The sequence below is a fragment of the Paenibacillus solani genome (assembly GCF_001277345.1).
GTDB classification, from domain to species: domain Bacteria; phylum Bacillota; class Bacilli; order Paenibacillales; family Paenibacillaceae; genus Paenibacillus_AQ; species Paenibacillus_AQ solani.
Genome location: NZ_LIUT01000001.1, coordinates 1,173,634 through 1,199,369, shown reverse-complemented (window position 1 = coordinate 1,199,369; position 25,736 = coordinate 1,173,634). Strand labels below are relative to the sequence as shown.

Genomic DNA, 25,736 nt, shown 5'->3' with positions numbered 1-25,736 from the left:
TAGTCTGTCTACTCTATAGGTTACAGTAATTAGACGCGCACTTTGCCGAAAAGTTGCTCAAGCATGGCCGGAAAATAGGAAAACCGGAGTTTTCCTGTTCAGGAAGACTCCGGTTCCAATAAGCATTATTTAATTATTAACATAATCCTGGTTAGCACTCCAGCCCATCGGATAAGCTTCACTGATACTTACCGGGAGCTGTCCTCCCGGTGTAACTCTACCTATCAAAGCACCAGCTACCGCATTCATATAATAAGGCGTGTTCTCGTAGCTGCACAGATACGTAGGGATGGAAGGAAGATCATTCAAGTCATATGGATTTCGAGTAGCAACAACTACAAGCGATACGTCCTGAAGCTCTGCCAACTTGCTTACAAGCTTCTGTTGGCCAGCCGGAAGACGACTCTCGGAGGTATAGGTTGCTACCACAATCTGTTTGTACCCTTCCGCCGCCTTCACGGCTTGCTCCACTTCTTCATCAGACATGTCTGTACCGACACGCAAATCATCTGCTTGAACACCATAAGATTTCAATGCATCGCCTAGGGTGTAGCTTTTGCTCCAAGCTTCGTCTACCTGTGTGGCTTGAAGAAGCTCTGGCCAGATCACCGCAATCGCCTTCTCCGGTTGAAGAGGCAGCTGCTGCCCTTCGTCCTTCACCAGCGTGATGCCTCTGCCAGCGAGATCAGCCAGATATTGTTGGGTTTCATCTGTAACCTCGCCAATCGGATAGACCGGAAGGTCTTCCACGAGCTTTGCATTGCGCTCCTTGAGCGCCAATATCCGCTCAACAGCCGCATCGATCAAGTCCATGGACAGTCTTCCACTCTTCACAGCCTCGATAACTGCCGTAATTGCCGCCGTCTGTTCCGATAGCCTGTGGCTGACCAATACGCAGTCTGCCCCCGCTTCTATGGCACGAATAGCTCCCTCAGGAATGCCATATTCTTTGGAAATCGCATGCATCTCGAGACAGTCCGTTACGATCAGTCCTTCGAATCCCATTTCTTCTCTCAACAGACCTGTCAATACGGAACGAGACAAGGTGGCAGGTAAATCACTAGGTTCAATCGCTGGAAAACTGACATGCGCTGTCATAATCGCATCTACGCCATCCTTGATCGCTTGTGTGAACGGATACAGCTCCACGCTGCGAAGCCGCTCGATATCATGCGGGACAGAAGCTCGTCCCAGATGGGAGTCAACGCTGGTGTCTCCATGTCCAGGGAAGTGCTTAGCGGTAGCGGATACGCCTTCTTCCTGATATCCCTTAATGGCAGCTGTTCCAAGCGCTGCCACAACCTTTGGATCTTCAGCGAAGGACCGCACGCCGATTACCGGGTTACGCGAATTGTTATTCACATCGAGACAAGGGGCAAAGTTCATATTGACGCCAAGCGAGCGTAATTCACGTGCCCCAATTTGAGCTACCTTGTAGGAATCCTCTTCGCTGCTTGCGGCTCCTAGCGCCATATTGCCCGGGATCCGGCTGATGCCTTCATGGTCGATCCGGGCAACCATGCCACCCTCTTGGTCAATCGAGATGAGAAGCGGAATCTTCTGGCTGCCGGATGCAAGCTCTTGCAGCGACTCTGAAAGCTCGGCAAGCTGAGGCAGTGTCTTCACGTTACGACGAAAGTAACAAACGCCTCCTACCTGATATTGCTCGATCAGTATTTTGGCATGTTCATCCGGCGTAAGTGCATTAAAACCGCATATAAACATTTGCCCAACCTTTTGTTCTAATGTTAAATCTGCTGCTGTCCATTTCATGGATTTACTTACCTCTTTCCATCAATTTGTGGACTCTGCATAGTCAGATGAAATTACTCTAATGATGACTGAACAGCCTAGCATACATCCCATACCTAATCTATACCGTTGCTTCCCCGGATAATTCCCTAAATTCAGACGGGGTCATACCCGTAGCCTTCTGAAATACCTTGGTAAAATATCGTCGTTCATGATACCCCACAAACGATCCGATCTGGGCAATATTTTTATCGCTGTTCACCAGCAGGAATTTGGCTGCTTCCATTCGCTGTCTCGTCAAGTACTCTACAAATGTAAGGCCGACATGGTTCTTGAATAATAGACAGAAGTAGCTTGAGCTGATTCCCAGATGCTCGGAGAGTTCTTCAATCCCCAGATCCTGCCCCATATGTGTATTGATATACTCCAAGGCAGACTGCACCAATTGTTCAGGCGTTTTCTTAACGGCCTCAGGATTCGGAGCCTCATCCATTAGCGAAACGGTATTATAATACTTCTCTTTCGCCCTCTTCTTGCGGATCTCCTCCCCAATCTCCCGAATCTTTTCCTCCAATTCACCATAATGGATCGGTTTGCTGATATAATCCTTTACGCCTAGCTTAATCGCTTCCCGCGCATACTCAAACTCCTGATAACCAGTCAACAGGAAAATCTCCGCCTGGCTTCCTCTTTCGCGCATCTTCGCGATGAAGGTCAGTCCGTCCATGACCGGCATCCGGATATCACACAGGATCAGATCCGGAGGATACTCATCGGCTACTTCGAGCGCTTCCATTCCGCTGCGGGCTAATCCAACGACCTTCATGCCCATATCCTCCCAAGGCAGAACCTTGCTGAGATTATTCAAAATAGGCGCCTCATCATCAACTAATAATACTTTCAACATGCTGCCCTTCCCCCCTGTCATAATTGGGTATGACACATTGTATTACAGTGCCGCCGGGGCGACTGGAGCATATGAACAGACCGTAATAACTTCCGTATTGAATTCGAATCCGGTCAGCCACGCTCCGCAGTCCAAGTCCACGACGTTCCTGATTCAGTTTTAGATTCAGCTTAGTCGACCGCTCAGCTGGATTATCCTCGGACATCATATATTCAAACATGGAGAGCTGCTCGGAAGTCATGCCGAGTCCATTATCCTCCACCCGAATGATAACATTACCAAGATCTTTCCAGGCGGAAATGCGAATCCATCCCGTGTAGGAAATCCCTTCAAATCCATGTTGAATACTGTTCTCAACCAGCGGCTGCAGTGTCAGCTTAAGAATACGACTATGCATGAGCTCTTTAGGAATATCAATTTCATACTCAAATACATCCTCAAACCGGAATTTCTGTATTTCAAGATAACTCTGCAAATGCCTGATTTCTTCTTCAAGCGTTATTTCTTCCTTGTCCTGTATACTGATTCTCAATATGCTCGCAAGCCGATATACCATCTCGCTAACCTTGCGGCCTTCATTCTGGACGGCGAGTACATTGATAGATTCAAGGGTATTAAATAGAAAATGCGGTTTAATCTGCGCCTGCAGCACGCGCATCTCTGCATCGGTCTTCTGCCTCTGCTCCTTCTTGATCTGGGCAAACAAATCATTGATGCGATTCATCAGATTGTTAAATCCTTTTGACAGCAGCAATAACTCGTCCTCCCCCTTCTCCTCGACCCTTGCATTCAAATCCCCATCTTCGACGCGGCGCATGAACCGCACAATGACAGCAATGGTGCCAGTAATCCGGTTCATGAACAGCCGATTGAACACGATGGCTGTGACGATGCATAATCCCATGATGACAAAAAACCATTTAGCAAAAGATGTAACCTCTTGGGATAATGAGTTCCAATCCGTCACCGAGACGAGATTCCAGCCGTATTCGTTCAGATGATAGATGGACACAATGTTCTCTTTGCCGTTAAACTTGGCCTTAAAACTTTGATACCCTTGTTTGTACTCAACCTCTTGCTTCATGTACTGATTGATGTTTTGGCCGTCCATATCATTCTTCGGGTCAAACAGAATCAAGCCCTCATTGTTGACCACCATGAATGAAGTGTTTTGCAGATTGTTGGGGAGTGTAAGATTACGGAATATCTCCTCAAACTCCCATTTCTTGATCTGGACGACAAGAAAACCAAGCTTACGCAAGGTTGTGACATCTTTAATTAATCGGATCTGCGTAAACAACGGTTCCTCTCCCGTCAATTCGGGAAATTCATGCGGAGCCAGCCATTTAGCCATCCCGTTAAGCTGTATAACTTCCTCATAGAGAGGACTGTTCTTGAACTGCTCGTATGGCAAGGTTCTAAAATTCTCTTTGCTGAAAATCGATATTGGTCGGGACTCCTTGTCAAAATGATACAAAAATGCATAACTGATAGCAGGATGATTATATAGAAGATTTCGAAAGCTGCGCTGTCTATCATTCAATTTCAATTGGTCGGCATTGGATTCCTTGATCAGATTCTGCGAATTAGGATCTTTGGCATTCAGCGCCATGGCGAAGACGGAGGTGGCAATACCATTATCGGTAACGTACTCCATCTCCTTAAATACATTGAGAATGCTGTAGCTGATCGCTTTAAGCGAGTATTCGGCCTGCTGGCTGTACTTTTTTTCAATCGAATTATAGGTAATAAAGAATGTAAACAGGCCTAGTACAAATAACGGAATAATAATGAGTCCCAAAAAGGCGGTGAAAAGCTTGTTACGCAAATTCATTAGCATGCTCCTGCTCCTCGTATTACCCCTTGACACTTCCTGCGGTCACACCTTCAATGATCTTCTCTTGTAAAATGGCGTATATGATAAGGACTGGCAGCACGCTGAATATGATACCCGCTGACATCTGTGCGTAGTTCGTATTGTAAGCGTCTCTGAAACCAACCATACCCACTGGCAGCGTTCTCAGTTCATCATTGGAGAGGAAATAGTTAGCAAGCAGGAACTCGTTCCAGTTACCCAGGAAGTTGATAATGAATACAGTAACGATAGCCGGAACAGTTAGAGGTAAGATAATTCTAGCAAACAACCCGCCAGACCTCAATCCATCAATTACCGCGGCTTCCTCAATTTCACTAGGCAGCGAACGCATAAATGCGGCCAGAATGATCACCGAGAATGGTATCGCGTTAGCAACATATGGCAGAATAAGTGCAATATGCGTATTTAAGATATCCAATTTTCTCATGATTCCGTATATCGGCAGCAAAAGAGAGTTGTTCGGTATCAGCATGCCTATCAGAATCAGTTGAAAAACAATCGCGCTTATGCGGTTATAACGCATACGAGTGACGGCGAATGCCAGCATAGCCGCAAACAGGATGGACAAGCACGCGGACAATACGCCGATATACAAGCTGTTCCAGAAATAGGTGCTGATCTTGGCGTTCACCCAAGCATTTACGTAGTTATCTAATATAATGGTGCTTGGCATACCGAATGGGTTCGTGGCGATCGACTGGTTATCCGTCTTCACTGAAGAGAACAGAACGAACAGAAAGGGGTATAAAATAACGAGCAAATAAGCCATCAGGAATATGTGCGGGACTAGCTTCTTTATCGCTCTCATCAGTATTCAATCCTTTCGTTCCGTCTTGCAATCAGCACCTGGTAAAGTACAGTTACGACTAATGTAAAGAGGAATATGAGCACGGCAATCGAATTCCCGAAGCCATGTTTGAAGCTTGTAATCGCATATCGAATCATATATGTCGCCATGACATCGGTGGAGCCGGCCGGCCCGCCTTTGGTCATAACCAGAATAATATCCGCTGCCTTCATGGCTCCCGCGATCGAGAGCATGATTACAACAGAGATAATTGGCATAATTAACGGAAGCGTGATTTTGGTTGCTCTCTGAATCCCCGTAGCACCATCAATCGCCGCAGCCTCATCAAGCTCCTTGGGAATGGACAGTATCGCTGCAAGCACCATCACGATGTAAAAGCCGGTCCATTGCCAAGCGTTCGTAATTAAAATCGAAATCATGGCCCACTTTCTATCGGATAACCAATAGATGGACTCAACGCCAAACAGCCCCAGCACCTTGTTAAACAGTCCAAAGTCCGGATTGTATATAAATCCCCATAGAATACCGATTACAGCCGTTGACATAATGGAGGGTGCGAAAACAGCCGTTTTATAAAGTCCCTTTAAACGCTTAACATTTGCTATTAGCAGAGAAAACAAGATAATAATCGGAACCTGAATGAAACAGGAGAAGAGAATAAAATAGAGGTTATTTCGAACTGACTTCCAAAATGCAGCGTCATGTAGTGCGGTTGCATAATTATCAAATCCGATATAATTCACATCTTTGGAAATGCCGTTCCAGCTTGTAAAGCTGTTATCGATTGCCGTAAAGATGGGATAAATGAAGAATGCCAGAAACAGCAGGAATGCCGGCAGTACAAAAACAATGTAAATCAGAGGATTTCTCAGCGCTTTGTTCATGGTAACCTCCGTGGTTATATCTGTCATAATCGAGGCAAAAGGGCACCCCCATGCGTTACAGCGGGTAGCGCCCTTTCGTCTACGATTTTATTTATTTCTCTGCAGCATTCGCTGCTTCTTGCACGGCTTGAATATTCTCCAGCATCTTCGCCGCATCGAGCTCGCCGCCGATGACCTGTTGAATCCCCAGGCTCACTGCGGTGTTTACGTCTGCTTGAACAAGTGCATCAAAGGCAGGGTAGGATTTGTCGATCTCACTAACCCCTTTGAATATGTCTTGCATAAGCGGATCATCTGATGTAGAGTTCATCTTTGCCAAATCTATGGTCATGGCCGGCAATACACCGTCTTCCTTCAAGCCACGAAGCTGCATTTCATCTGTCCACATATTTTTGATAAATTCTTTAACAGCTTGTAGTTTTCGAGGATCTTCTGCTACCGCTGCGGAGAAACCATAACCGTTGTTAGCATCCGACATGACGATGACCGGGTCGCCTTCCTTAACTGGAGGCAGATTAAAATATCCGACCTTGCCTACCATATCACCCGCTTGCTCAGGATCTCTAAATACGGAGTTTGCCCATGATCCGTCCATCATCATCATGGCTTCGCCCGAAATAATCTGGTTTCTCATATCTGCATATTCGAAACCGAGTTCGCCTTTTTTGAAGTAACCCTTCTCGACCCACTCCTGATGCTTCTTCACACCTTCAACAACTTTGGGATCGGTCCATTTGCTTTCGCCGGTCTTGAAGCCGTAAGTGACCTCAGGTCCTGCGTAATAGCTCCACAAGTTGTTTGTAGTCATGAGCGGAATCCAGGCATCCTTGGAGGATTGGGCGAACGGAATCTTGCCGTCAGCTTTGATGGTTTCCGCAATTTGCTCCAGTTCCGTTAATGATTTAGGAACGCTCAGGCCTTTTTGGGAGAAATACTCCTTGTTATAGAAAATACCCTCGATGGAAATTCCAATCGGCAATCCGTAGATCTTACCATCATACGTAAACGGGTCCAGTGTTGAAAACTTGTCTTTGATGCCTAGCTCTTCTAAAATTGGGGTCAGATCGAGCATTAAGCCTTCTTTGGAAAATACGCCTGCATCCGGGCTACCGAACACGTCGAACACTTCAGGCGGCTTACCTGCTGCCATCTCACCTCTCAGTTTCTCTTTCCGGTTTACTTCGGAGTCTACAGCGTCCAGCTTAATTTTCAGCCCTGGTACTGCTGCTTCGGTTTTGCTGACTACGTCGTTTAACAATGCTAATCGAAACTTCTTGGCCTCGCCTACCTGCGTATGACGAATCGTGATTTCGAACGGTTCATTACCCCCCGCACCATCTGAACCGCCAGACGGTTTGTCAGCTGTCTTCCCGCCGCATGCAGACAAAAGTGTAGATGAGACGAACAGAAGCGTCATTAATAACGCTAGACCCTTTTTCTTCATTGATTTGACCTCCCGAAGAATTATAATTTGATAGGCATAACCCTTACATCTTCATTATAGAAAGCGATTGCATTTTACGATAGGTCGTTATTAATCTTGACAAGGGATAAAATCCTCCAAAGAAAATAGAAGCTCTTCCATTATTAGGAAAATTCGCTGTTATGTATATTAACTTTAGGTGTTAATTAAATTCTAAAGGATGGGTTGTCGAACTTGAATTAAATCAAGCACTTTTCGACAAAACTGCTCCATAAAAAACAACAACCCCTCCCGTCTTAGAGAAAGGTTGCTGTTCTTATAGGATCTTATTTATTATGGCTGTAATGATGTAGTATCCCTTGTTTCGCCAATCAAGCGGTACGCGCGAGCCACTTCTTCCTCGGACGGTGACGGAACGCCTTCCAGCGGATAGGCCATGCCGAGTTCCTTCCATTTGTACACGCCCATCTGATGATAGGGCAATATCTCGAATTTCTCCACGCCATCCAATGTGCGAATATATTGACCGAGCGCGACTAAATCCTCTTCGCTGTCATGAATACCCGGAACATACACGTGCCGGATCCACATTTTTCGATGATGATCAGACAGCCAGCGGGCCATCTTCAGTGTTCTTTCATTGGATTTACCCGTCAGTTTGATATGCTTCTCGTCATTAATATGCTTCAGGTCGAGCAGCACCAAGTCGGTATATTCCAGCAATTCCGCTATTTTCTCCGGTTCATTATAACCGTTGCTGTCCAGTGTCGTATGCAGATTCCAGCGGCGTTTCACTTCCTTAAACAATTCCGTCACAAAAGGATACTGCAATGTGGGTTCGCCGCCGGAGACAGTCAATCCCCCACCAGAGGAACGATAGTAATTTAAATAAGGTTCAATTTCTGCCAGCACGTCCTCCACGGTCATTTCGCGTCCTTCATGGAGTCCCCAGGTATCCGGATTATGGCAGTACTGGCACTTCAGCAGACAGCCCTGCATGAAGAGCACAAAGCGGATACCTGGACCGTCCACCGTTCCAAACGTTTCTATGGAGTGTATATGACCTTTTAACATGGAGCGTCATCCTTTCTGTATCCGCGATTGCCCGGCTTGTATCAATTACATCGATCCGTGGAAGGTACGATTGATGACATCCAACTGTTGTTCGCGTGTCAGCTTGACGAAGTTAACCGCATAGCCGGATACCCGCACCGTCAATTGTGGATAATCTTCCGGATGTTCCATTGCATCGATCAGCTGTTCCCGATTGAATACGTTCACGTTCAAGTGATGAGCTTTGCTGCCAAAATAACCGTCCAGCATGGCCACCAGGTTGTTCTCGCGGATATCACTTTCTTTTCCAAGCGCTTTAGGCACGATCGAGAACGTATTCGAGATGCCATCCAGACTATCCTCGTACGGCAGCTTGGCGACGGAAGCCAGCGAAGCAAGAGCTCCCTTCTTATCGCGTCCGTGCATAGGGTTAGCCCCCGGTGCGAACGGCTCACCTGCTTTACGTCCATCCGGCGTAGTGCCCGTCTTCTTACCATATACCACGTTTGAAGTGATCGTTAACACCGACTGAGTCGGCATGGCATCCCGATAAGCCTTGTGCTTGCGAATCATCGACATGAAGGTTTCTACCAACTCAATGGCGATACCGTCAACGCGGTCGTCGTTATTGCCATAGCATGGGAAGTCGCCTTCGATTTCAAAGTCCACAGCAATCCCTTGTTCATTGCGCACTGGCTTAACCTTGGCGAATTTGATCGCGCTCAGTGAATCAGCTGCAACCGACAGGCCGGCAATCCCGCATGCCATTGTACGCAGGATATCCCTGTCGTGAAGAGCCATTTCAATCCGCTCATAACTGTACTTATCATGCATATAGTGAATAACATTGAGCGTATTCATGTAGAGCTTCGCAAGCCATTCCATCATTGGTTTGAAACGCTTCATAACTTCATCATAACTCAGCACTTCAGCGGTGATGGCTGGATATTCCGGTCCAACCTGGTCGCCGGATTTCTCATCCTTACCGCCATTGATCGCATACAGAAGCGCTTTGGCAAGATTCGCTCTAGCTCCGAAGAACTGCATTTGTTTACCGATACGCATAGCCGATACGCAGCAGGCAATGCCATAATCGTCTCCATAAATCGGACGCATGAGATCATCGTTCTCATATTGAATGGAGCTGGTTTCGATCGAAACCTTCGAACAGTATTTCTTGAAGCCTTCCGGAAGCTTCTCCGACCAGAGAACCGTCAAGTTCGGTTCCGGAGCCGGTCCCAAATTGTACAGGGTATGCAGGAATCGGAAGCTGTTCTTAGTCACTCTTGTCTCACCGTTTACCGACATGCCTCCGATGGATTCCGTCACCCACGTTGGATCACCGCTGAACAGCTCATTGTAATCTGGTGTACGCAGGAATTTCACGATCCGAAGTTTCATCACAAAATGGTCAACTAGCTCTTGAGCTGCCTCTTCAGTCAGTGCACCTTCAGCCAGATCCCGCTGGATATATATATCAAGGAACGAGGATACGCGACCAAGCGACATCGCAGCGCCGTTCTGTTCTTTGATCGCTGCCAAATAACCGAAGTACAACCATTGAAATGCTTCCTTCGCCGTATTCGCAGGCTTGGAAATATCAAAGCCGTGCATGGCTGCCATTTCTTTCAGTTCCTGGAGCGCGCGAATTTGTTCAGACAATTCTTCACGCAGTCTAATCACAGACTCTACCATTGCGTCTACTTCGAGCTCGCTAAGTTCTCTCAATTTATCCTGGATCAACGCATCCACACCATAGAGCGATACGCGGCGGTAGTCACCAATAATCCGTCCGCGGCCATACGCATCAGGAAGTCCCGTGATTATCCCGGCCTTACGCACGGCTCTCATCTCTGGTGTATAGGCATCAAATACGCCTTGGTTATGCGTTTTACGAATGCCGCTAAAGATGTCCACAACTGCCTGCGGCATTTCAAAGCCATATGCGTTACATGCATCAATCATCATGCGGATCCCGCCAAAAGGCTGTATGGAACGCTTGAACGGCTCATCGGTCTGAACACCGACAATCTGCTCTTTTTCCTTATCCAAATAGCCAGGCTTATGAGAAGTGATCGTGGAAGGCGTATTAACATCCACATCCAGCACGCCGCCATTATTCCGTTCTTTCTTTGTTAAATCCGAAACAATATCCCACAGTGCCTTCGTATTATCCGTGGCTCCTGCCAAAAATTCATCAGAGCCATAATAAGGTGTAATATTCTCTGCAATAAAATCATTAACATCAACGTGCTTTGTCCATTTGCCTGAAGTAAAACCTCTCCAGCCTTTTTCTTTTTCAATCACCGACATGTTGAATCCCTCCTAGATTATGCTACAGCCTGCAAAGAACAAGGGGGAGCATCTGGATCTATCTCAGATCTTCTTGTGATCATTTTCACGATCCAAGATGCTTTCACCCCACCCTGTACCTCCAACTTCTATATACAAAGATCTGAGATTCGGTTTCTCTCTACAATTTAATTGTATGCCTGATGTCATTTCACATCTGTGATAATAATCACAAAGTTGTATATTTTCGTGATTTTTATCACTCCATAATTGGGATCGCATGGTTTATTCCATAATATCACAAAATTTCATAGCCTGCATTCGATTTAAAAGCGTCCGTAAAATGCATTGCGGTACACTTCTGCAAGTTCTGTTACCAGCGGCAGCTTCGGATTGCTCGTGGTACACTGGTCTTCGAAAGCCCGGTCAGCAAGGCGTTCCACGTTCTGCTCAAAATCCTGAGGATTAATACCAAGCTGCTGAAACGACTCTTCGATGCCAAGCTTAGCATTCAGCTCCCGAATAGCGTTAATGAGACTGTCCACTCCCTCTTCTGTCGTTCTGGCCGGAAGCCCCAAGATCCGGGCAATTTCAGCATATCTTTCATGAGCTACGAAGTGGGTGTATTTGGGCCATGCTGCGAACTTCGTTGGCTTCTTGGCGTTGTATCTGATAACGTGAGGCATCAGAATCGCATTGGTGCGGCCATGTGCTGTATGGTACTGTCCGCCCCACTTATGCGCAAGGCTGTGGTTGATGCCCAGGAATGCATTGGCAAAAGCCATGCCTGCCAGCGTCGAAGCATTATGCATTTTTTCACGGGCGATTTTATCTCCTGTGAGCGCCGATTGTTCCAGATACTGGAACACCAGCTGTATAGCCTTGATCGCAAGCCCATCCGTATAATCGCTAGCTAATACCGATACATAAGCTTCAATAGCATGGGTAAGGACGTCCATTCCTGTGTCAGCTACCGCTGTTTTAGGCAATGTGTATACATATTCAGGATCAATAATCGCCACATCCGGTGTCAACTCATAATCCGCCAGCGGATACTTGGTATTACCCTGTACTTTATCCGTTATAACAGCAAACGACGTCACTTCCGAGCCTGTTCCCGATGTTGTTGGAATGGCAACAAATTTTGCCTTTCTTCCAAGCTTCGGATATTTATAGACCCGTTTACGAATATCCATGAATTTCTGCTTTAAGCTGTGGAAGTCTGTATCCGGATATTCGTAGAACAGCCACATAGCTTTGGCAGCATCCATCGGCGACCCCCCACCAAGCGCAATGATGCAGTCCGGCTGGAATCGCTCCAGCATCTCCGTTCCTCGTTCTACGGTCGTTGTCGATGGATCCGGCTCAACCTCCGAGAACACCTCGATGGCTACCGGCAGTCTGCGCTGACGCAAATAATGTTCTACCCGTTCCACATAACCCAGCTTCACCATCATCGGGTCGGTAACGATAGCCACTCGCGTTATATCCGGCATTTTGGCGAGGTACTGCGTAGCTCCTTTTTCAAAATAGATTTTGTCAGGTACTTTAAACCATTGCATATTCACGGTTCTTCGATTCACCCTCTTCACGTTAATGAGATTGACGCCCGACACGTTCGACGACGTAGCATTGCGTCCATACGAACCGCAGCCGAGTGTCAACGATGGCAGGTTTGTATTGTAAATGTCCCCGATACCGCCTTGCGAAGAAGGCTGATTCACCAGAATGCGGCAAGTCTTCATCCGATCCGAGAATTTCATAATGATATCTTCATTGTACGAGTGAATCACGGACGAGTGACCCATGCCACCAAAAGCAACCATCTCTTCAGCCCGTGTAATACCTTCTTCCGCATCTTTCACCTTGTAGCAAGCCAACACCGGACTCAGCTTCTCAGCCGACAACGGATACGCAGGACCGACTCCCTCCAGCTCGGCGATCAGGATCTTCGTGCTTTCCGGTACTTCAAAGCCGCACGCTTCGGCAATCTTGGCGGCCGGCTGTCCTACGATGGAAGGATTCACCGCGCATTTCTCCGATACCATCGCATGTGCAGTCAGCTTAGTCAGCTCTTCTTTGTTGACGAAATAACATCCGCTGGCGATCAATTTTTTCTTCACTATATTATAAATCGGCTCTTCAATGATGACGGCCTGCTCCGAAGCGCAGATCATTCCGTTATCAAAGGTCTTGGATAAGATCAGGTCGTTCACCGCTTGGTCCAGATCCGCACTCTGTTCGATAAAGCACGGTACGTTGCCCGGTCCAACACCAAGAGCTGGCTTGCCGCAGCTGTAGGCTGCCTTGACCATGGCCGAACCGCCTGTAGCTAGTATGCAGGCAACATCCGGATGGTTCATAAGTGTATTGGTTTTCTCCATGGAAGGAGCCTCGATCCATTGGATGCAATCGGCTGGAGCTCCTTGTTTCACAGCGGCATCCCGCAGAACCCGAGCGGCTTCCCTGCTACATGCCTGCGCGGATGGATGGAATCCGAAGATGATCGGATTTCTTGTTTTTATGGAGATGAGCGCCTTGAAGATTGTCGTGGAGGTCGGATTGGTTACAGGGGTAATCCCCATGATGATCCCGATCGGCTCTGCTATTTTTTGAAAGCTGTCATATTCGTTATCTTCTATGATGCCGACAGTCTTGTCATATTTAATGCTGTTGTGGATATACTCGGTTGCAAACATATTCTTGATGATCTTATCTTCATACACACCACGTCCAGTCTCCTCGACGGCCATCTTAGCCAGCTGCATGTGCTTCTCCAGACCGGCCAGAGCCATCGCCTGTACAATTCCATCAACTTGCTCCTGATTGAGATCCATGAATTGCTGTTGTGCTCGATTCGCCCTGTCAATCAACGCTTGAATGTACTCAGCAGCCGTTTGTCCCTTCACTTCTACCTTTTCTTTACTCACAGCCATAACTCTCATCCTCCCATGATTTATGTTTCTGTCTTTATCTACGATTTGATCGTACCATAGTCGTTTCTTATTTTATGTGAATTATTTCACAATGTATATTATTTTCCTTTTCTGTGTTATTTTTATACACTGGCCAGGGGCTTTAAGTGAAAAAAATCACACTGTTTGAAAATTCGCCATATATTCCCTCCCTAACCTCCCCAAAAGTGAATGTTTTCACGTTATAATGTATTTAAAGATTGAACAGATCAAATTTGAGGATGTTAGGGGATATCACCATGACCATGAAAACTGTAGACCACGTATTGGAACTTGAAAATTTGGGAAACACTCAGTGCTTCTCGGAACAAAACCGCAACCGTCTGCTGATCACCATGAAAGAAAGGGTACTCCCTGAAGGATCCCATTTGTTCTGGGAGGGCGACTTCGCCGACAAGCTTTACTTCGTTAAACAAGGAAGAATTAAATTAACCAAATCGACTGATGAAGGCAAAGAGCTTATTCTATATATGTATCATCCTGGGGATATGGTCGGTCAAGCTGATCCTTTCTTCAGCACCAACCACAGTTATTCGGCAGAAGTGCTGGAAGACAGCGTGGTGGGGGTGATTGAGCATAAAGACCTGGAAATGCTGATCTGTCAGCATTGCGAATTTGCCATTGATTTTATGAAATGGATGGGCATTCATCACCGCATCACCCAGACAAAATTCCGTGACCTTATGATGTACGGCAAACCGGGTGCTTTAACGTCGACACTGATCCGTCTGAGCAATACTTACGGACAGCACCAAGCAGATGGAACCATTCTAATCAACAAGAAGATTACTCACACTGACCTCTCGAACATGATTGGAGCTACCCGTGAAAGTGTGAACCGGATGCTGAGCGATCTTCGCAAAAAAGATGCCATCGAATATGCCGGCGGAATGATTGTCATTAAGGATCTTCCGATGCTGCAGGAAGTATGCCATTGTGAGATGTGTCCGGTTGAAATCTGCCGCATCTGACCTATCACGAATCCTATCGCATAATATATAGCGATTTGTTTACAATAACCTTGTCTACCAAATCCAAACTTAAGGGAGTGTTCAGCATGCGTGAAGGTTTGATTCCTGCTGTTCTTGGAACTGTGGTTTCTGCTTCTGGTGCCGCTCTGCTTGGCAGCAAGTATAAGCTTGCCGCAACCGGTATTCTCGGCTTTGGAATAGCTCATATTGTCCTGGGCGCCATTGACCTGGTGGAACACCGGTAAACGATTTGGAAGACAAGCCAAACAGCTGTCCTGTTCAGTCTATCGACTGTAGGGACAGCTTATTTTTCTGTTAATTTCCATATAAAAAAAGCGGACTTTGCAGTTATAAACCACGTAAAGTCCGCTCGTTCCTCCATCCTTTTAAGAGGATTTTTGCTGTTTGCTCCTTTTTTCCGAAGAGATGAACCAATAAGCCATTCCCACAAATACGGCTCCGCCAATGATATTCCCCAGCGTGACAGGCACCATATTGCTGATCCAACCACTTATGGAAATAGTCTCGGGGTGCCCCGGGATAATCGTGGCGAGCGTCAAGAGCGTCATATTCGCTACGCTATGTTCATAACCTGTCGCAATGAAGGCAAACAGACACCACCATATTAAGATCAGCTTTGTGGTTTCACTTTTGGCACGACTACCCATCCACAAGGCCAAACATACAAGCCAGTTACACAATATACCTCTGAAAAATAGCTCCATGAACGGATCGTTCATTTTTTTGGCAGCAGCCGTAAAGATGAGATGATCGGGCGGCAGGCCTTTGAACAAACCTGTGGCATACACCAGATAACTAAGCAATATCGCTCCTGCCAGGTTGCCGATGAACACCAGCACCCAATTTTTCAGCGTATCGCCTACCGTCGTACGGCCGGATAATGTTCCAATCGTAAAAAACATATGATTGCCCGTAAACAGCTCAGAACCTGCAAACACGACCAAGGTCAGGGCGATGCCAAATGCAGCTCCCATCACCAGCGTTTGAAAAGGCGAACCCGCAGCTGCGAGCGGTGCGCCCAGCTTAAAGATCAACACAATTCCAATGCCGACATACGCCCCGGCGAGCATGGTAGATACCATATACCGTAGCAAGTTCCCATTCATCTGTTCTTTTTTCGCAACAGCAGCATTGGCGACGGCTTCTACATCAACCTTGAACATGGGACACCACCTCTTGAATTCGTTATATTTGGCTGTTGTGTATATTCCGTTACCTTGCCTTAGGCACCTACCTCAACCTCTCCGTTTACGACGCGAATTGGATAGACCTGAACCTGCCCCTCATCCGGAGCTTGAACAAGCCCAGTCGAAAGTTCAATTTTCCAGTCATATAATGGATCGTAAATATAATGTCCGGATACGATGGCCTCTGATAAAGGCCCCCCTTTAGGATGCGGGCTTTTATTATCCAGGGCAAACCACAGATCATCCGAGGTCCGGAATATGGCAAGCTCCCGCTCCCCCAGTCGAATCACTTTCCCAAGCTGCAGCATGAAATCATTCTCGGATCCCACGGGAATATAATGTTTGGTTTCCATAGCATGTTACCTCCACTTCTCTTCTCTATCCATTCAATCCCAAGCGGTGTTTATTATTACTCATTGGAGACAAGAGGGAAGGATGTCCTTCCCCGCTCCTATTTGCTGCTGACTGGTCTTGCATCCTGATATAATGTACCACGAAGCTTCTCATCGTTCAGCACTTTTTTCCAAGGATCTTCCACCTGCTGCAGAGCCACTTCAATTCTCTCCACCAATTCTTTACGCTGCTTGGGATCATCAAGGATGGCCGTACGGATGGTATCCAATCCCATACGCTCTACCCATTCCGAGGTTCTCTCCAGATACTTACCCGTTTCTCGGTAATACTGCATTACAGCCCCGCAAATCTCGACCAGCTCTTCATCGGTTTTCACTTTGCAGAATGAATCGGCCAGGCGGGCTTTTGTTCCACCGTTGCCCCCGATAAAGATCTCCCAGCCACCGTCATTACCGACGATACCGATATCCTTCGTACAAGATTCGGCACAATTACGCGGACAGCCATTTACCGCCATTTTGAATTTTGCCGGAAAATCCAGTCTCTCGAATTTCTCTTCCAGGAATGCGCCCATCCCCATCGAATCCTGCGTTCCGAAACGGCAGAACTGGGAACCAACACAGGTTTTGACGGTCCGCAGCGACTTCGCATATGCATATCCCGAAGGCATATCCAGCTCTTCCCATACCTTAGGTAAATCCTCTTTCTTGACTCCAATCAGGTCCAAACGCTGTCCCCCGGTCACCTTTACCACTTTTACATCGTATTTAAGCGATACATCCGCAATTTTCTTCAAATCCTCCGGTGTCGTTACGCCACCATACATTCTCGGAACTACTGTATACGTACCGTCCTTCTGAATATTCGCGTTCATCCGTTCGTTAACAAAACGGGACTCCATCTCTTCCTGATGGGTTACCGGATTCAGCATGGCCAAGTAATAATGGATGGCTGGACGGCATTTCGAGCAGCCTTCAGGATGGCTCCAACCCAGGACGTGCATGACTTCTTTTGTCGTTGTCAGGCCCTTAGCCCGGATTTCGGCTATAATTTCATCCCGGTCAAGCGTAGTACATGCGCATATCCCTTGTTTACCAGCCGTCTTGAAGCCATCGCCCAATACGCTTTGCAGAATCTGTTCCACAACCGGCTTGCAGCCACCGCATGACCGTGTGGCTCCTGTGCATGCCTTGATCTCATCCACAGTGGTGAGACCTTGAAGCGTTACGGCGTCCACGATGGCTTTTTTGGTTACACCATTACAGCCGCAGACAATCTCATCGTCAGGCATCTGTTCCAGCGAAAATGCCTTGCCCTTTCCTTTCCCCGCACACTCGGTACCCATAATGGAATGGTAAATCTCTTCCGTCATGGCAGTTTGCTTGCGGATCATGGATTGAAGACTTGCCGAATCGCTGACGTCTCCAAATAATATCGCGCCTACAATGATATTGTCTCGCATCAAGATTTTCTTATAGGTTTTGCGCCAATCATCCTTGGCCGTAATCACGGAATGCTCAGCTTGCTCCATAAACTCGCCAGCAGAGAATACATCCACTCCGCTAATCTTCAGTTTTGTCGAAACAATGCTGCCCTCATAAGGCTGGCCTTCTACGCCGCATAAATGCTTGGCGAGCACCTGGCCTTGCTCAAATAACGGAGCAACCAATCCATAACATGCGCCGCGATGCTCGCTACATTCTCCAACTGCATAAACGCCTGGCACAGAAGTCTGAAGATAATCATTGACCACAATTCCCCGGTTCACTTCGATACCGCTTAGCTTGGCTGCTGCAACATTAGGCCGGATACCTACAGCCATAACCACCAGATCAGCCTCGAGTTCCTCTCCATCCTTAAATCTTAGGCCCGTAACCCTGGCGTCTCCCAGTATCTCCGTTGTTTGCTTACCCAATAAGAAACGAATACCTTGCCCTTCAAGCTCCCTTTGCAGCATTTCCGATGCGGTATGGTCGAGCTGACTTTCCATAATATCCTGCATGAGATGGACGACCGTTACGTCCATACCGAGGCTAACCAAGCCCTTGGCGGCTTCCAAACCCAGCAATCCTCCGCCGATAACAGCCGCTTTCTTGTAGGTTTGTGCGGCCTGCAGCATCTGTGTGCAGTCTGCAATATTGCGGAAACCGATAACCCCTTTTTTATCACTTCCAGGCACAGGCAAAATAAATGGGCTGGAACCTGTAGCCATAATAACTTTATCGTAAGGTACCGTTATTCCCTTATCCGTTTCAACGATCTTACGCTCTGCATCTATCCCCGTTACAGTAACATCCGTATGCAGGGTGATCCGATTATCTTCGTACCATTTCCAATCATTTAGCACGATATCATCTAATGTTTTGCTTCCTTCCAACACATAGGACAGCATAATCCGGTTATAGTTTGGGTGTGGTTCCTGTCCAATGACGGTTATGTCAAAACTTCCACCCAGTTTAATGATTTGTTCGACTGTACTTATTCCAGCAATACCGTTACCAATGACCACTAACTGTTCTCTCTTTATATTAGACATAACTTGATTCCTCCCCAAACACATGATCTAATGATGATTGTGTACTCCAATCCTTATATATAAATTATATAGGGTGAATGCTGATTTTATTGTGATATATTTCACATTGATAGTTAAAATTTAAATAAAATTTGAATTATCCCAGTCTTCCAAGAGCCACAAGCACCTAAACTGAAGGATACTGACTTATCCTCCGCTATCTTGCATCACGAGAAAAAAACCCTGAGATGAGAATGGTCTCATATCAGGGTTTAATCATCGACGTGCGTCATGGGATCCATCATTAATCGACCCATTGTTCAGCCCAGGAAGCAATTTGTTCCATGACCGGACGAAGCGCCTTGCCTTTTTCAGTTAATTCATACTCAATGCGTACCGGTGTTTCCGGATATACATGCCGGATCAAAATGCCTTCACATTCCAAATCTTTCATCCGTTCGGAGAGCATCTTATCACTCATGGATGGAATCAAATTCGAAATATCCTTAAAGCGCTTCGGTCCGCTCATCAAAGTTTGAATAATCAATCCGTTCCAGCGTTTCCCCAGAAACGAAAAAGCCGTTTCAAATCGGGGACACATCGTAACATTAGTAACTTCCATATCCCTTCACCTCTTTACGAAGTCACGTTGTTTATAGGTACTCCTAAATCTCAGCTTGTTTATAAAACTTACAAATTGTAAGTATGTTTCATTTTAACATATTATCGTGGAACTGAAAACCTTATAGCTCTTATTTCCCATAAAATCAAGGCTTATTTGATAGGATCCCGGCCAAAGTATCCAGATCAGACTCAATCAAACGGGATAATTTCCTATTATACATTACTGCCGCTGGATGGAACAGAGGGAATATCTTATAAATTTCCTCTGAAAACCTATACCCCGCCTCCGGATGATCCATTTGAGCCGCTTGCTGAATGGGCCCCTCCATCAGTTTACCATGCATCGACGTCACCGTTTCATGATTTCCAATTAAGCGATGCAGCGCCGTATTTCCCATCGGTGCAATGATCTGCGGTTTTACCCACCGAATCTCCTCATCGAGCAGCGGTGCATGTGCTAAAACTTCAGCCTTAGTAGGGCTGCGATTGGAACGACTGAAAATCTTCTTGCCCGAAGAACGAACGATTTCCTTGTCCTTATAGGGTCTGCTTCTCACCGCACTAGTAATATATACCTGTTCACGGGTCAAATTCAAACGTTCCAGATAAGTATTCATTACTTGCCCGGCTTGTCCTGCAAAAGGTTTGCCTTCCTCAATCTCATGAGCGCCCGGCGCTTCCCCAACAAACATGATTTTGGCCGCTTTGGCTCCTCTCCCCAGGAGAAAGCCCTCCACAGGCTGATGGGCAAGCCTGGCCCGGCATAGGGCAATGATTGCGGGATCTACGAGTGCGCTTTGTACCTCATCCATGTGTAAAGCCCCCTTTCATGTATATCATACAATACCCCATACCTACCTATATTCTATCCCTGGCTGACAAAAACATTTCCGTTCGCTTCATTCTTATGGCATAACAAAAAACGAGCCGACCAAGGTTATACCTTGGACGACTCGCCTCCCCTACTTAGGGTCTAGTATATTCTCCCTCGAAGACTAGACTAAAACGGGAAGCGCACGAACCGGCTGACTGTTGCCGAATGTTTGCTTGCCTGCTGTAGAATGAGCCCAATGTATCGCATTGGAGATCACTTTGAGCACTTCAGGGTTATAGTAGGTTGGATACGTTTCATGCCCAGGACGGAAATAGAAGATGTTCCCGTGTCCACGCTTGAATGTGCACCCGCTGCGGAATACCTCGCCACCTTCAAAATTGCTGACAAAAACCAATTCATCCGGAGCTGGAATATCAAAGAACTCCCCATACATTTCCTCATGTTCAAGGATAATTGGACCCGTAATTCCTGCCGTGATCGGATGCGTCGGATTCACGCTCCAGATCACTTCCTGTTCTCCGGCTTCACGCCATTTCAAATCGCAGCTCGTGCCCATCAAAGCTTTGAACGGCTTTGAAAAATGCCCGGAATGAAGAACGATCAATCCCATTCCATCCTGTACTCGTTTCACGACCTTGCTTACGATCTCATCACTAACCTGGTCGTGGGCCATATGTCCCCACCACAGCAGCACATCCGTCGAATCCAGCACATCTTCCGTCAAGCCGTGTTCCGGTTGTTCAAGCGTAGCCGTTCTGATGATAAAATCCGGATGCTGCAGACCCTCAGCTAAAGCAGTATGAATCCCTGTCGGGTATACACTTCGAACCTCATCATGGATTTTCTCGTGTACGAATTCATTCCATATGGTTACGTTAAGCATGTTGCTGTTCCCCCTAAATTGCTTATTCGGCTAAATTCTAAGCTGTTTAGACCCACCACATTTCTCCGAGCGGCTCTTCGATCAGCACTTGCTGAAGGTTTTGCACCGCTTTGGAGAAGCCTTCTTCAATCGACATCAATCCATCTTCATGTTCGATGCTGACGACATAATCATATCCAACCAGACGAAGGGCACTCATGATATCCGCCCATTCTTTCACATCATGCCCGTAACCTACGCTGCGGAACTGCCATGCGCGATCCAGCATGTTGGTATAAGACTGCATATCCGTAACGCCATGCTTGTTCACATTAACCGGATCAATCGTTGTATCCTTCGCGTGGAAGTGGTGAATGGCCCCTTCACGACCCAGAATATGAATCGCCTGAACCGGATCAATCCCTTGCCACCACAAGTGGCTTGGATCCAGATTGGCACCGATCACTTCGCCTGCAGCCTCACGTAAACGAAGCAGTGTGCCTGGCGTATGAACAGAGAAGCCTCCGTGCAGTTCAAGACCGATTTTGACATTGTGATCTGCGGCATATTTGCCCCATTCCGTCCAATAAGGAATAATCTTGTTGTCCCACTGCCAAGTCAGGATTTCTTGATAATCATTAGGCCAAGGCGCTACCGGCCAGTTCGGGTATTTGGCATTCTCATGATCGCCCGGGCAGCCGGAGAAGGTATTAACAACTGGGACTTCAAGTTTCTCGGCCAGCTGTACCGTTTGTACGTATATGTCATGAAACTCTTTTGCGATCGCTTTTTGCGGATGAAGCGGATTGCCGTGGCAGCTCAATGCGCTAATCATCAATCCACGGGATTCCACTGCATTTTTAAAGTTTTTCAATGCCATTTCATTTTCAAGCAGCTCTGCCGGATTACAGTGTGCATTTCCTGGATAACCGCCTGTTCCAATCTCAACTGCCTTCAGACCCTTGGATGCTACATAGTCCAAAGCATCCTCCAATTTACGACCGCTCAGCAATACCATAAATACGCCTAATTTCATTGTGTAACCTCCTGGTTTGTCTTAGTTTAGTATATTACAAGATTAGTTATCGAAATAAACCGCTTTTCCTGTCTTCGCCGATTCATAGATCGCTTCCAAGATTTGCGTTACAACAAACGCCTGCTCAGGCTTAACAACTGGATCTTTATCCTCCACAATCGCTTCAAGCCACATTCTTGCTTCACGGTCCGTATCATTTTCTTTGGAACCGGAATAGAATGCAACCCCGCCGGCATTCAGATCTACCTTGGTTTCATATAATCTGCTCATTTTCTCACCGTTAATACGCAGCCCGTCCTTCATGTCAGCACCACCTTCGGTGCCCGCCAGTACGGCTTTGGCTTCGCCAGTCTCAACGACATTAAGGGCCCAGCTGGATTCCAGAATGATCGTCGCCCCGTTCTCCATCGTGATGAACCCGAATGCTGAATCCTCCACCTTGAATTCCTTCGGATCCCACGGGCCGAATGCATTGGCCGCATTCTCGCGTTGTCCAAGTTTGTGGAACGTCGAGCCAACCACGCTCTTCGGCTTGTAGTTGTCCATCAGCCACAAGGTCAAATCCAGGGCATGAGTACCGATATCGATCAGCGGACCTCCGCCTTGCTTCTCTTCATCCAGGAATACGCCCCAGGTCGGGACAGCACGGCGACGAATAGCCAGCGCTTTACCGTAGTAGATATCGCCCAGTTCGCCTTCCTCACAGATGCCTTTCAGATACATGCTATCATCGCGGAAACGGTTATTGTAACCGATCGTGAGTTTCTTTCCTGTACGCTTAGCTGCGTCCAGCATCGCTTTTGCTTCGGCAACGGTTTTTGCCATAGGCTTCTCGCACATGACATGCTTACCCGCTTCCAAGGATGCTACGGTAATTTCAGAGTGCGAATCGTTCGGTGTACATACATGGATGACATCGATGCTGCCGTCCTGCAGCAAATCTCTGAAATCTGTATAAACTTTTGCACCTTCTATACCGTATTCAGCAGCTGCTTTCTGCGCACGTTCTTCAACAATGTCGCAAAAAGCTACCAATTCGGCTTGCGCCTGCTTCTTCAAGCTCGGCATATGCTTGCCGTTGGCGATTCCCCCACAACCGATAATTCCGATTTTTAATGTTTTTGACATGGCCATTCTCTCTCCCGTCTGCTTGTTGTCCTCTGGACAAGAGAACACACTTATACTGTTTGCAACGCTTTCAAGCAGTTATTCGGGCCGGATTCAACTCCGGCCGGGTTGCCTGAAAGCATTCTGCTGCATGATGTCCATAACCAGCCAGCAACTTACTGGTACCTTAATTCGTCGATTCCACAGCTGCAAAGGCCGGAAGTTTGCCATAGCGGTACGTGCTTTGCAGAACGATGTGTCTCCCTTCAAGCGATGATTGCTGGAAAGAATGCATAATCTCCAGCACGTGGTACGCCAGGCGTGCACTCACGCGATGATCCTTTTGCTCATGAATCGCTTGAATCATATCCTCAATCCCCAGACCCCGTTCGTTCTTCCCGCATTCAAACGCGGGCTCAAGCAATACCCATTCATCAGAGCCGTGTTTCCGGAGTTTCACTTCCCCGTTAAAGTAGTTTGGGTCACCCAAGCTTAAAGTTCCATGCGTACCATAGATTTCGATCCAAGGCAGATGTGATCCGCCAAAGATATCAAAGCTAGTAATCATGGACGCAATCGCCCCATTCTCAAAATCGATCGTTCCTGCTAAATGCGTTGGCGTCTGAACTGTAATCGGCTTCCCTTGGAGAGGTCCGGAGGCAACTACCCGATCTGGGATCTGAATGCCTGCTGATGCACTGACCCGTTTGGCAGGACCAAGGAGTTCAACCAGAGCGGATACATAATAAGGTCCCATATCCATCATCGGGCCTCCACCGCCCGAGGCATAAAAAAATTCCGGATTCGGATGCCAGGCCTCAGGCCCGGACCCCATCATAAATGCAGTAGCGGCAACAGGTCTGCCGATTTGCCCGGAATTGATGGCTGCTTTAGCCGTTTGGATACCTGATCCCAAGAATGTATCAGGTGCGCAGCCGACGCGGAGACCTTTTTGATCCGCAACATTCAGAATGCGGTGGGCTTCATCAAGGGTGATAGCCAGCGGTTTTTCACTATACACATGCTTTCCTGCTTCCAGAGAAGCAATATCGACATTAGCATGGCTGGCCGGAATCGTTAAATTAATGATCAATTCAATCTCCGACTGTGCAAGCATCTCCTCCACGGTATACGCTTTCGGGATGTTGAATTCCTCGGCCTTATTCTTCGCATTGTCCAATACAATGTCAGCACATGCCACGACTTCAACCCAAGGGCTGTTCTTCAAGTTCGTGAAGTATACGCCGCTGATCGTTCCGCAGCCAATTATACCTGCTTTCATTTTTTGCATCGCTGTCACTCCTTGAGTGTTTAGATGTGCTAGGACTAGTACAATGGTATTCTTTTATGCTTTCGTTTAAAATGAAGAATATGATTAAAACATGAACAATCTGGTCATTATTTTCTTATTCTTCAAAGGGGACTCAAGCAATGGATTCAAATCTTTCCAACCAAGTCGTCGCAGCTGATTTCTCGTTTCATCGCAAACCCTTCAAAATGTCCCTGGCGGACGGTTTTGACACCTACTTGATGCGCTGGCAGACCGATGGCAAATGCCGTGCCAAAATTGATGATCAACTATCGCTAGTTGAAGCAGGGGACCTGCTGATCTTTACGCCTGGACAGCCATATGAACTGCGAATTGATGACGAATACAACGCTTCTGGTGAATTGACCATCGAAAGCGGAGATTATCATATTTTTTTCAAGGGGCCATGGGCTGATGCCTGGTGGAACTCCAAGAAGCGGCCAACCAAGATCCGTGTACCGCTTGAAGAACGCTACCTGAGCCTGTTTCGGAAGATTCTGCTGGAGCAGCGTCGTGTATCAGATCCTTATCCGGAGATTTCGGATTATACGGTGCGGATTCTCTGTCTGGAAGTCGACCGCCTGTTATCAGAACAGCCGTCCACGACTCCCAAAACGTATCTCGCTTACCGGATGAAGAATTATATTGAAGAGAATGCTTCCTCCATGTTCAAGCTTGAGGATGTTGCCGCTCATGTCGGCATTAGCGTCTCCCGTGCCGTTCATCTGTTCAAAGAAGCATTCGGCACCACTATAATGCAATACGCCATGGAAGTGCGTCTGAGCATGGCCAAGGAACGAATCGTATTCAGCCCTCTATCCCTTGAAGATGTCGCTGAAACCTCGGGGTTTGCCAACTATACGTATTTTCACCGTGTGTTTCGCTCCCGATTCGGCGTTTCACCTAAGCAGTACCGAATGGACAGCCGAACATCTAATTAATCAC

Annotated in this window: 21 protein-coding genes; 3 read left to right on the top strand and 18 right to left on the bottom strand. The window is 47.1% G+C overall.

Annotated features, from left to right (window positions below):
* Positions 1 to 129 precede the first annotated feature (129 nt).
* The 9 genes from nagZ to adhE form a co-directional block, all read right to left on the bottom strand.
* Positions 130 to 1,773 carry a beta-N-acetylhexosaminidase gene (gene nagZ / locus AM231_RS05260; RefSeq protein WP_054401592.1) on the bottom strand — a complete coding sequence of 548 codons (1,644 nt, stop codon included), beginning with the start codon at positions 1,771 to 1,773 and terminating at the stop codon, positions 130 to 132.
* A 100-nt stretch (positions 1,774 to 1,873) separates the two neighbouring features.
* Positions 1,874 to 2,659, bottom strand: a complete 786-nt coding sequence (locus tag AM231_RS05255) for a response regulator transcription factor (RefSeq protein ID WP_054401591.1) — start codon at positions 2,657 to 2,659, stop codon at positions 1,874 to 1,876.
* The gene (locus tag AM231_RS05250) at positions 2,637 to 4,493 is read right to left on the bottom strand and encodes a cache domain-containing sensor histidine kinase (protein ID WP_054401590.1); all 1,857 of its coding nucleotides are present in this window, start codon (positions 4,491 to 4,493) and stop codon (positions 2,637 to 2,639) included. The genes AM231_RS05255 and AM231_RS05250 overlap by 23 nt, the downstream gene beginning before the upstream one ends.
* 22 nt (positions 4,494 to 4,515) lie before the next feature.
* Positions 4,516 to 5,343: a carbohydrate ABC transporter permease gene (locus tag AM231_RS05245; RefSeq protein ID WP_054401589.1), complete on the bottom strand. Its 828-nt coding sequence runs from the start codon at positions 5,341 to 5,343 to the stop codon at positions 4,516 to 4,518.
* Positions 5,343 to 6,227 carry a carbohydrate ABC transporter permease gene (locus AM231_RS05240; protein WP_054401588.1) on the bottom strand — a complete coding sequence of 295 codons (885 nt, stop codon included), beginning with the start codon at positions 6,225 to 6,227 and terminating at the stop codon, positions 5,343 to 5,345. The genes AM231_RS05245 and AM231_RS05240 overlap by 1 nt, the downstream gene beginning before the upstream one ends.
* Positions 6,228 to 6,318: 91 nt before the next feature.
* Positions 6,319 to 7,671, bottom strand: coding sequence for an ABC transporter substrate-binding protein (locus AM231_RS05235; protein ID WP_054401587.1), 1,353 nt, complete (start codon positions 7,669 to 7,671; stop codon positions 6,319 to 6,321).
* 312 nt (positions 7,672 to 7,983) lie between these two features.
* Positions 7,984 to 8,724 (bottom strand): pyruvate formate-lyase-activating protein, encoded by a 741-nt coding sequence (pflA, locus tag AM231_RS05230; RefSeq protein ID WP_054401586.1) that lies wholly within the window; start codon positions 8,722 to 8,724, stop codon positions 7,984 to 7,986.
* 45 nt (positions 8,725 to 8,769) lie between these two features.
* Positions 8,770 to 11,016 carry a formate C-acetyltransferase gene (gene pflB, locus AM231_RS05225; RefSeq protein ID WP_054401585.1) on the bottom strand — a complete coding sequence of 749 codons (2,247 nt, stop codon included), beginning with the start codon at positions 11,014 to 11,016 and terminating at the stop codon, positions 8,770 to 8,772.
* Positions 11,017 to 11,321: 305 nt separating this feature from the next.
* On the bottom strand, positions 11,322 to 13,931 hold the full coding sequence (gene adhE, locus AM231_RS05220) for a bifunctional acetaldehyde-CoA/alcohol dehydrogenase (protein WP_054401584.1): 2,610 nt from the start codon (positions 13,929 to 13,931) through the stop codon (positions 11,322 to 11,324).
* A gap of 284 nt (positions 13,932 to 14,215) precedes the next feature.
* Between adhE and AM231_RS05215 the strand changes: the two genes are divergently transcribed.
* Positions 14,216 to 14,941, top strand: coding sequence for a Crp/Fnr family transcriptional regulator (locus AM231_RS05215; RefSeq protein ID WP_054403539.1), 726 nt, complete (start codon positions 14,216 to 14,218; stop codon positions 14,939 to 14,941).
* Positions 14,942 to 15,027: 86 nt separating this feature from the next.
* Positions 15,028 to 15,186: a hypothetical protein gene (locus AM231_RS05210; protein ID WP_053488894.1), complete on the top strand. Its 159-nt coding sequence runs from the start codon at positions 15,028 to 15,030 to the stop codon at positions 15,184 to 15,186.
* Positions 15,187 to 15,327: 141 nt separating this feature from the next.
* On the opposite strand, the gene AM231_RS05205 is transcribed toward AM231_RS05210, so the two are convergent.
* The 9 genes from AM231_RS05205 to AM231_RS05165 all read right to left on the bottom strand — a co-directional run bounded on the left by AM231_RS05205 (position 15,328) and on the right by AM231_RS05165 (position 24,773).
* Positions 15,328 to 16,125, bottom strand: coding sequence for a formate/nitrite transporter family protein (locus AM231_RS05205; protein ID WP_054401583.1), 798 nt, complete (start codon positions 16,123 to 16,125; stop codon positions 15,328 to 15,330).
* Between the two features lie 59 nt (positions 16,126 to 16,184).
* A complete protein-coding gene (gene nirD / locus AM231_RS05200) occupies positions 16,185 to 16,502 on the bottom strand; it encodes a nitrite reductase small subunit NirD (RefSeq protein WP_054401582.1) in 318 nt (105 codons plus the stop codon).
* A 98-nt stretch (positions 16,503 to 16,600) separates the two neighbouring features.
* A complete protein-coding gene (nirB, locus tag AM231_RS05195) occupies positions 16,601 to 19,039 on the bottom strand; it encodes a nitrite reductase large subunit NirB (RefSeq protein WP_054401581.1) in 2,439 nt (812 codons plus the stop codon).
* A 283-nt stretch (positions 19,040 to 19,322) separates the two neighbouring features.
* Positions 19,323 to 19,640 (bottom strand): winged helix-turn-helix transcriptional regulator, encoded by a 318-nt coding sequence (locus AM231_RS05190; protein WP_053488898.1) that lies wholly within the window; start codon positions 19,638 to 19,640, stop codon positions 19,323 to 19,325.
* A gap of 145 nt (positions 19,641 to 19,785) precedes the next feature.
* Positions 19,786 to 20,454 (bottom strand): uracil-DNA glycosylase, encoded by a 669-nt coding sequence (locus AM231_RS05185; RefSeq protein WP_054401580.1) that lies wholly within the window; start codon positions 20,452 to 20,454, stop codon positions 19,786 to 19,788.
* Between the two features lie 183 nt (positions 20,455 to 20,637).
* A complete protein-coding gene (locus AM231_RS05180) occupies positions 20,638 to 21,360 on the bottom strand; it encodes a ThuA domain-containing protein (protein ID WP_053488900.1) in 723 nt (240 codons plus the stop codon).
* A gap of 46 nt (positions 21,361 to 21,406) precedes the next feature.
* Entirely contained in the window at positions 21,407 to 22,375 is a 969-nt protein-coding gene (locus AM231_RS05175; protein WP_053488901.1) for a sugar phosphate isomerase/epimerase family protein, read from the bottom strand.
* 42 nt (positions 22,376 to 22,417) lie between these two features.
* Positions 22,418 to 23,503, bottom strand: a complete 1,086-nt coding sequence (locus AM231_RS05170) for a Gfo/Idh/MocA family protein (RefSeq protein WP_053488902.1) — start codon at positions 23,501 to 23,503, stop codon at positions 22,418 to 22,420.
* 166 nt (positions 23,504 to 23,669) lie between these two features.
* Positions 23,670 to 24,773 (bottom strand): Gfo/Idh/MocA family protein, encoded by a 1,104-nt coding sequence (locus tag AM231_RS05165; protein WP_054401579.1) that lies wholly within the window; start codon positions 24,771 to 24,773, stop codon positions 23,670 to 23,672.
* Positions 24,774 to 24,913: 140 nt separating this feature from the next.
* Here AM231_RS05165 and AM231_RS05160 point away from each other — a divergent pair, with 140 nt between their 5' ends.
* Positions 24,914 to 25,732, top strand: a complete 819-nt coding sequence (locus AM231_RS05160) for an AraC family transcriptional regulator (RefSeq protein WP_054401578.1) — start codon at positions 24,914 to 24,916, stop codon at positions 25,730 to 25,732.
* Positions 25,733 to 25,736 lie beyond the last annotated feature (4 nt).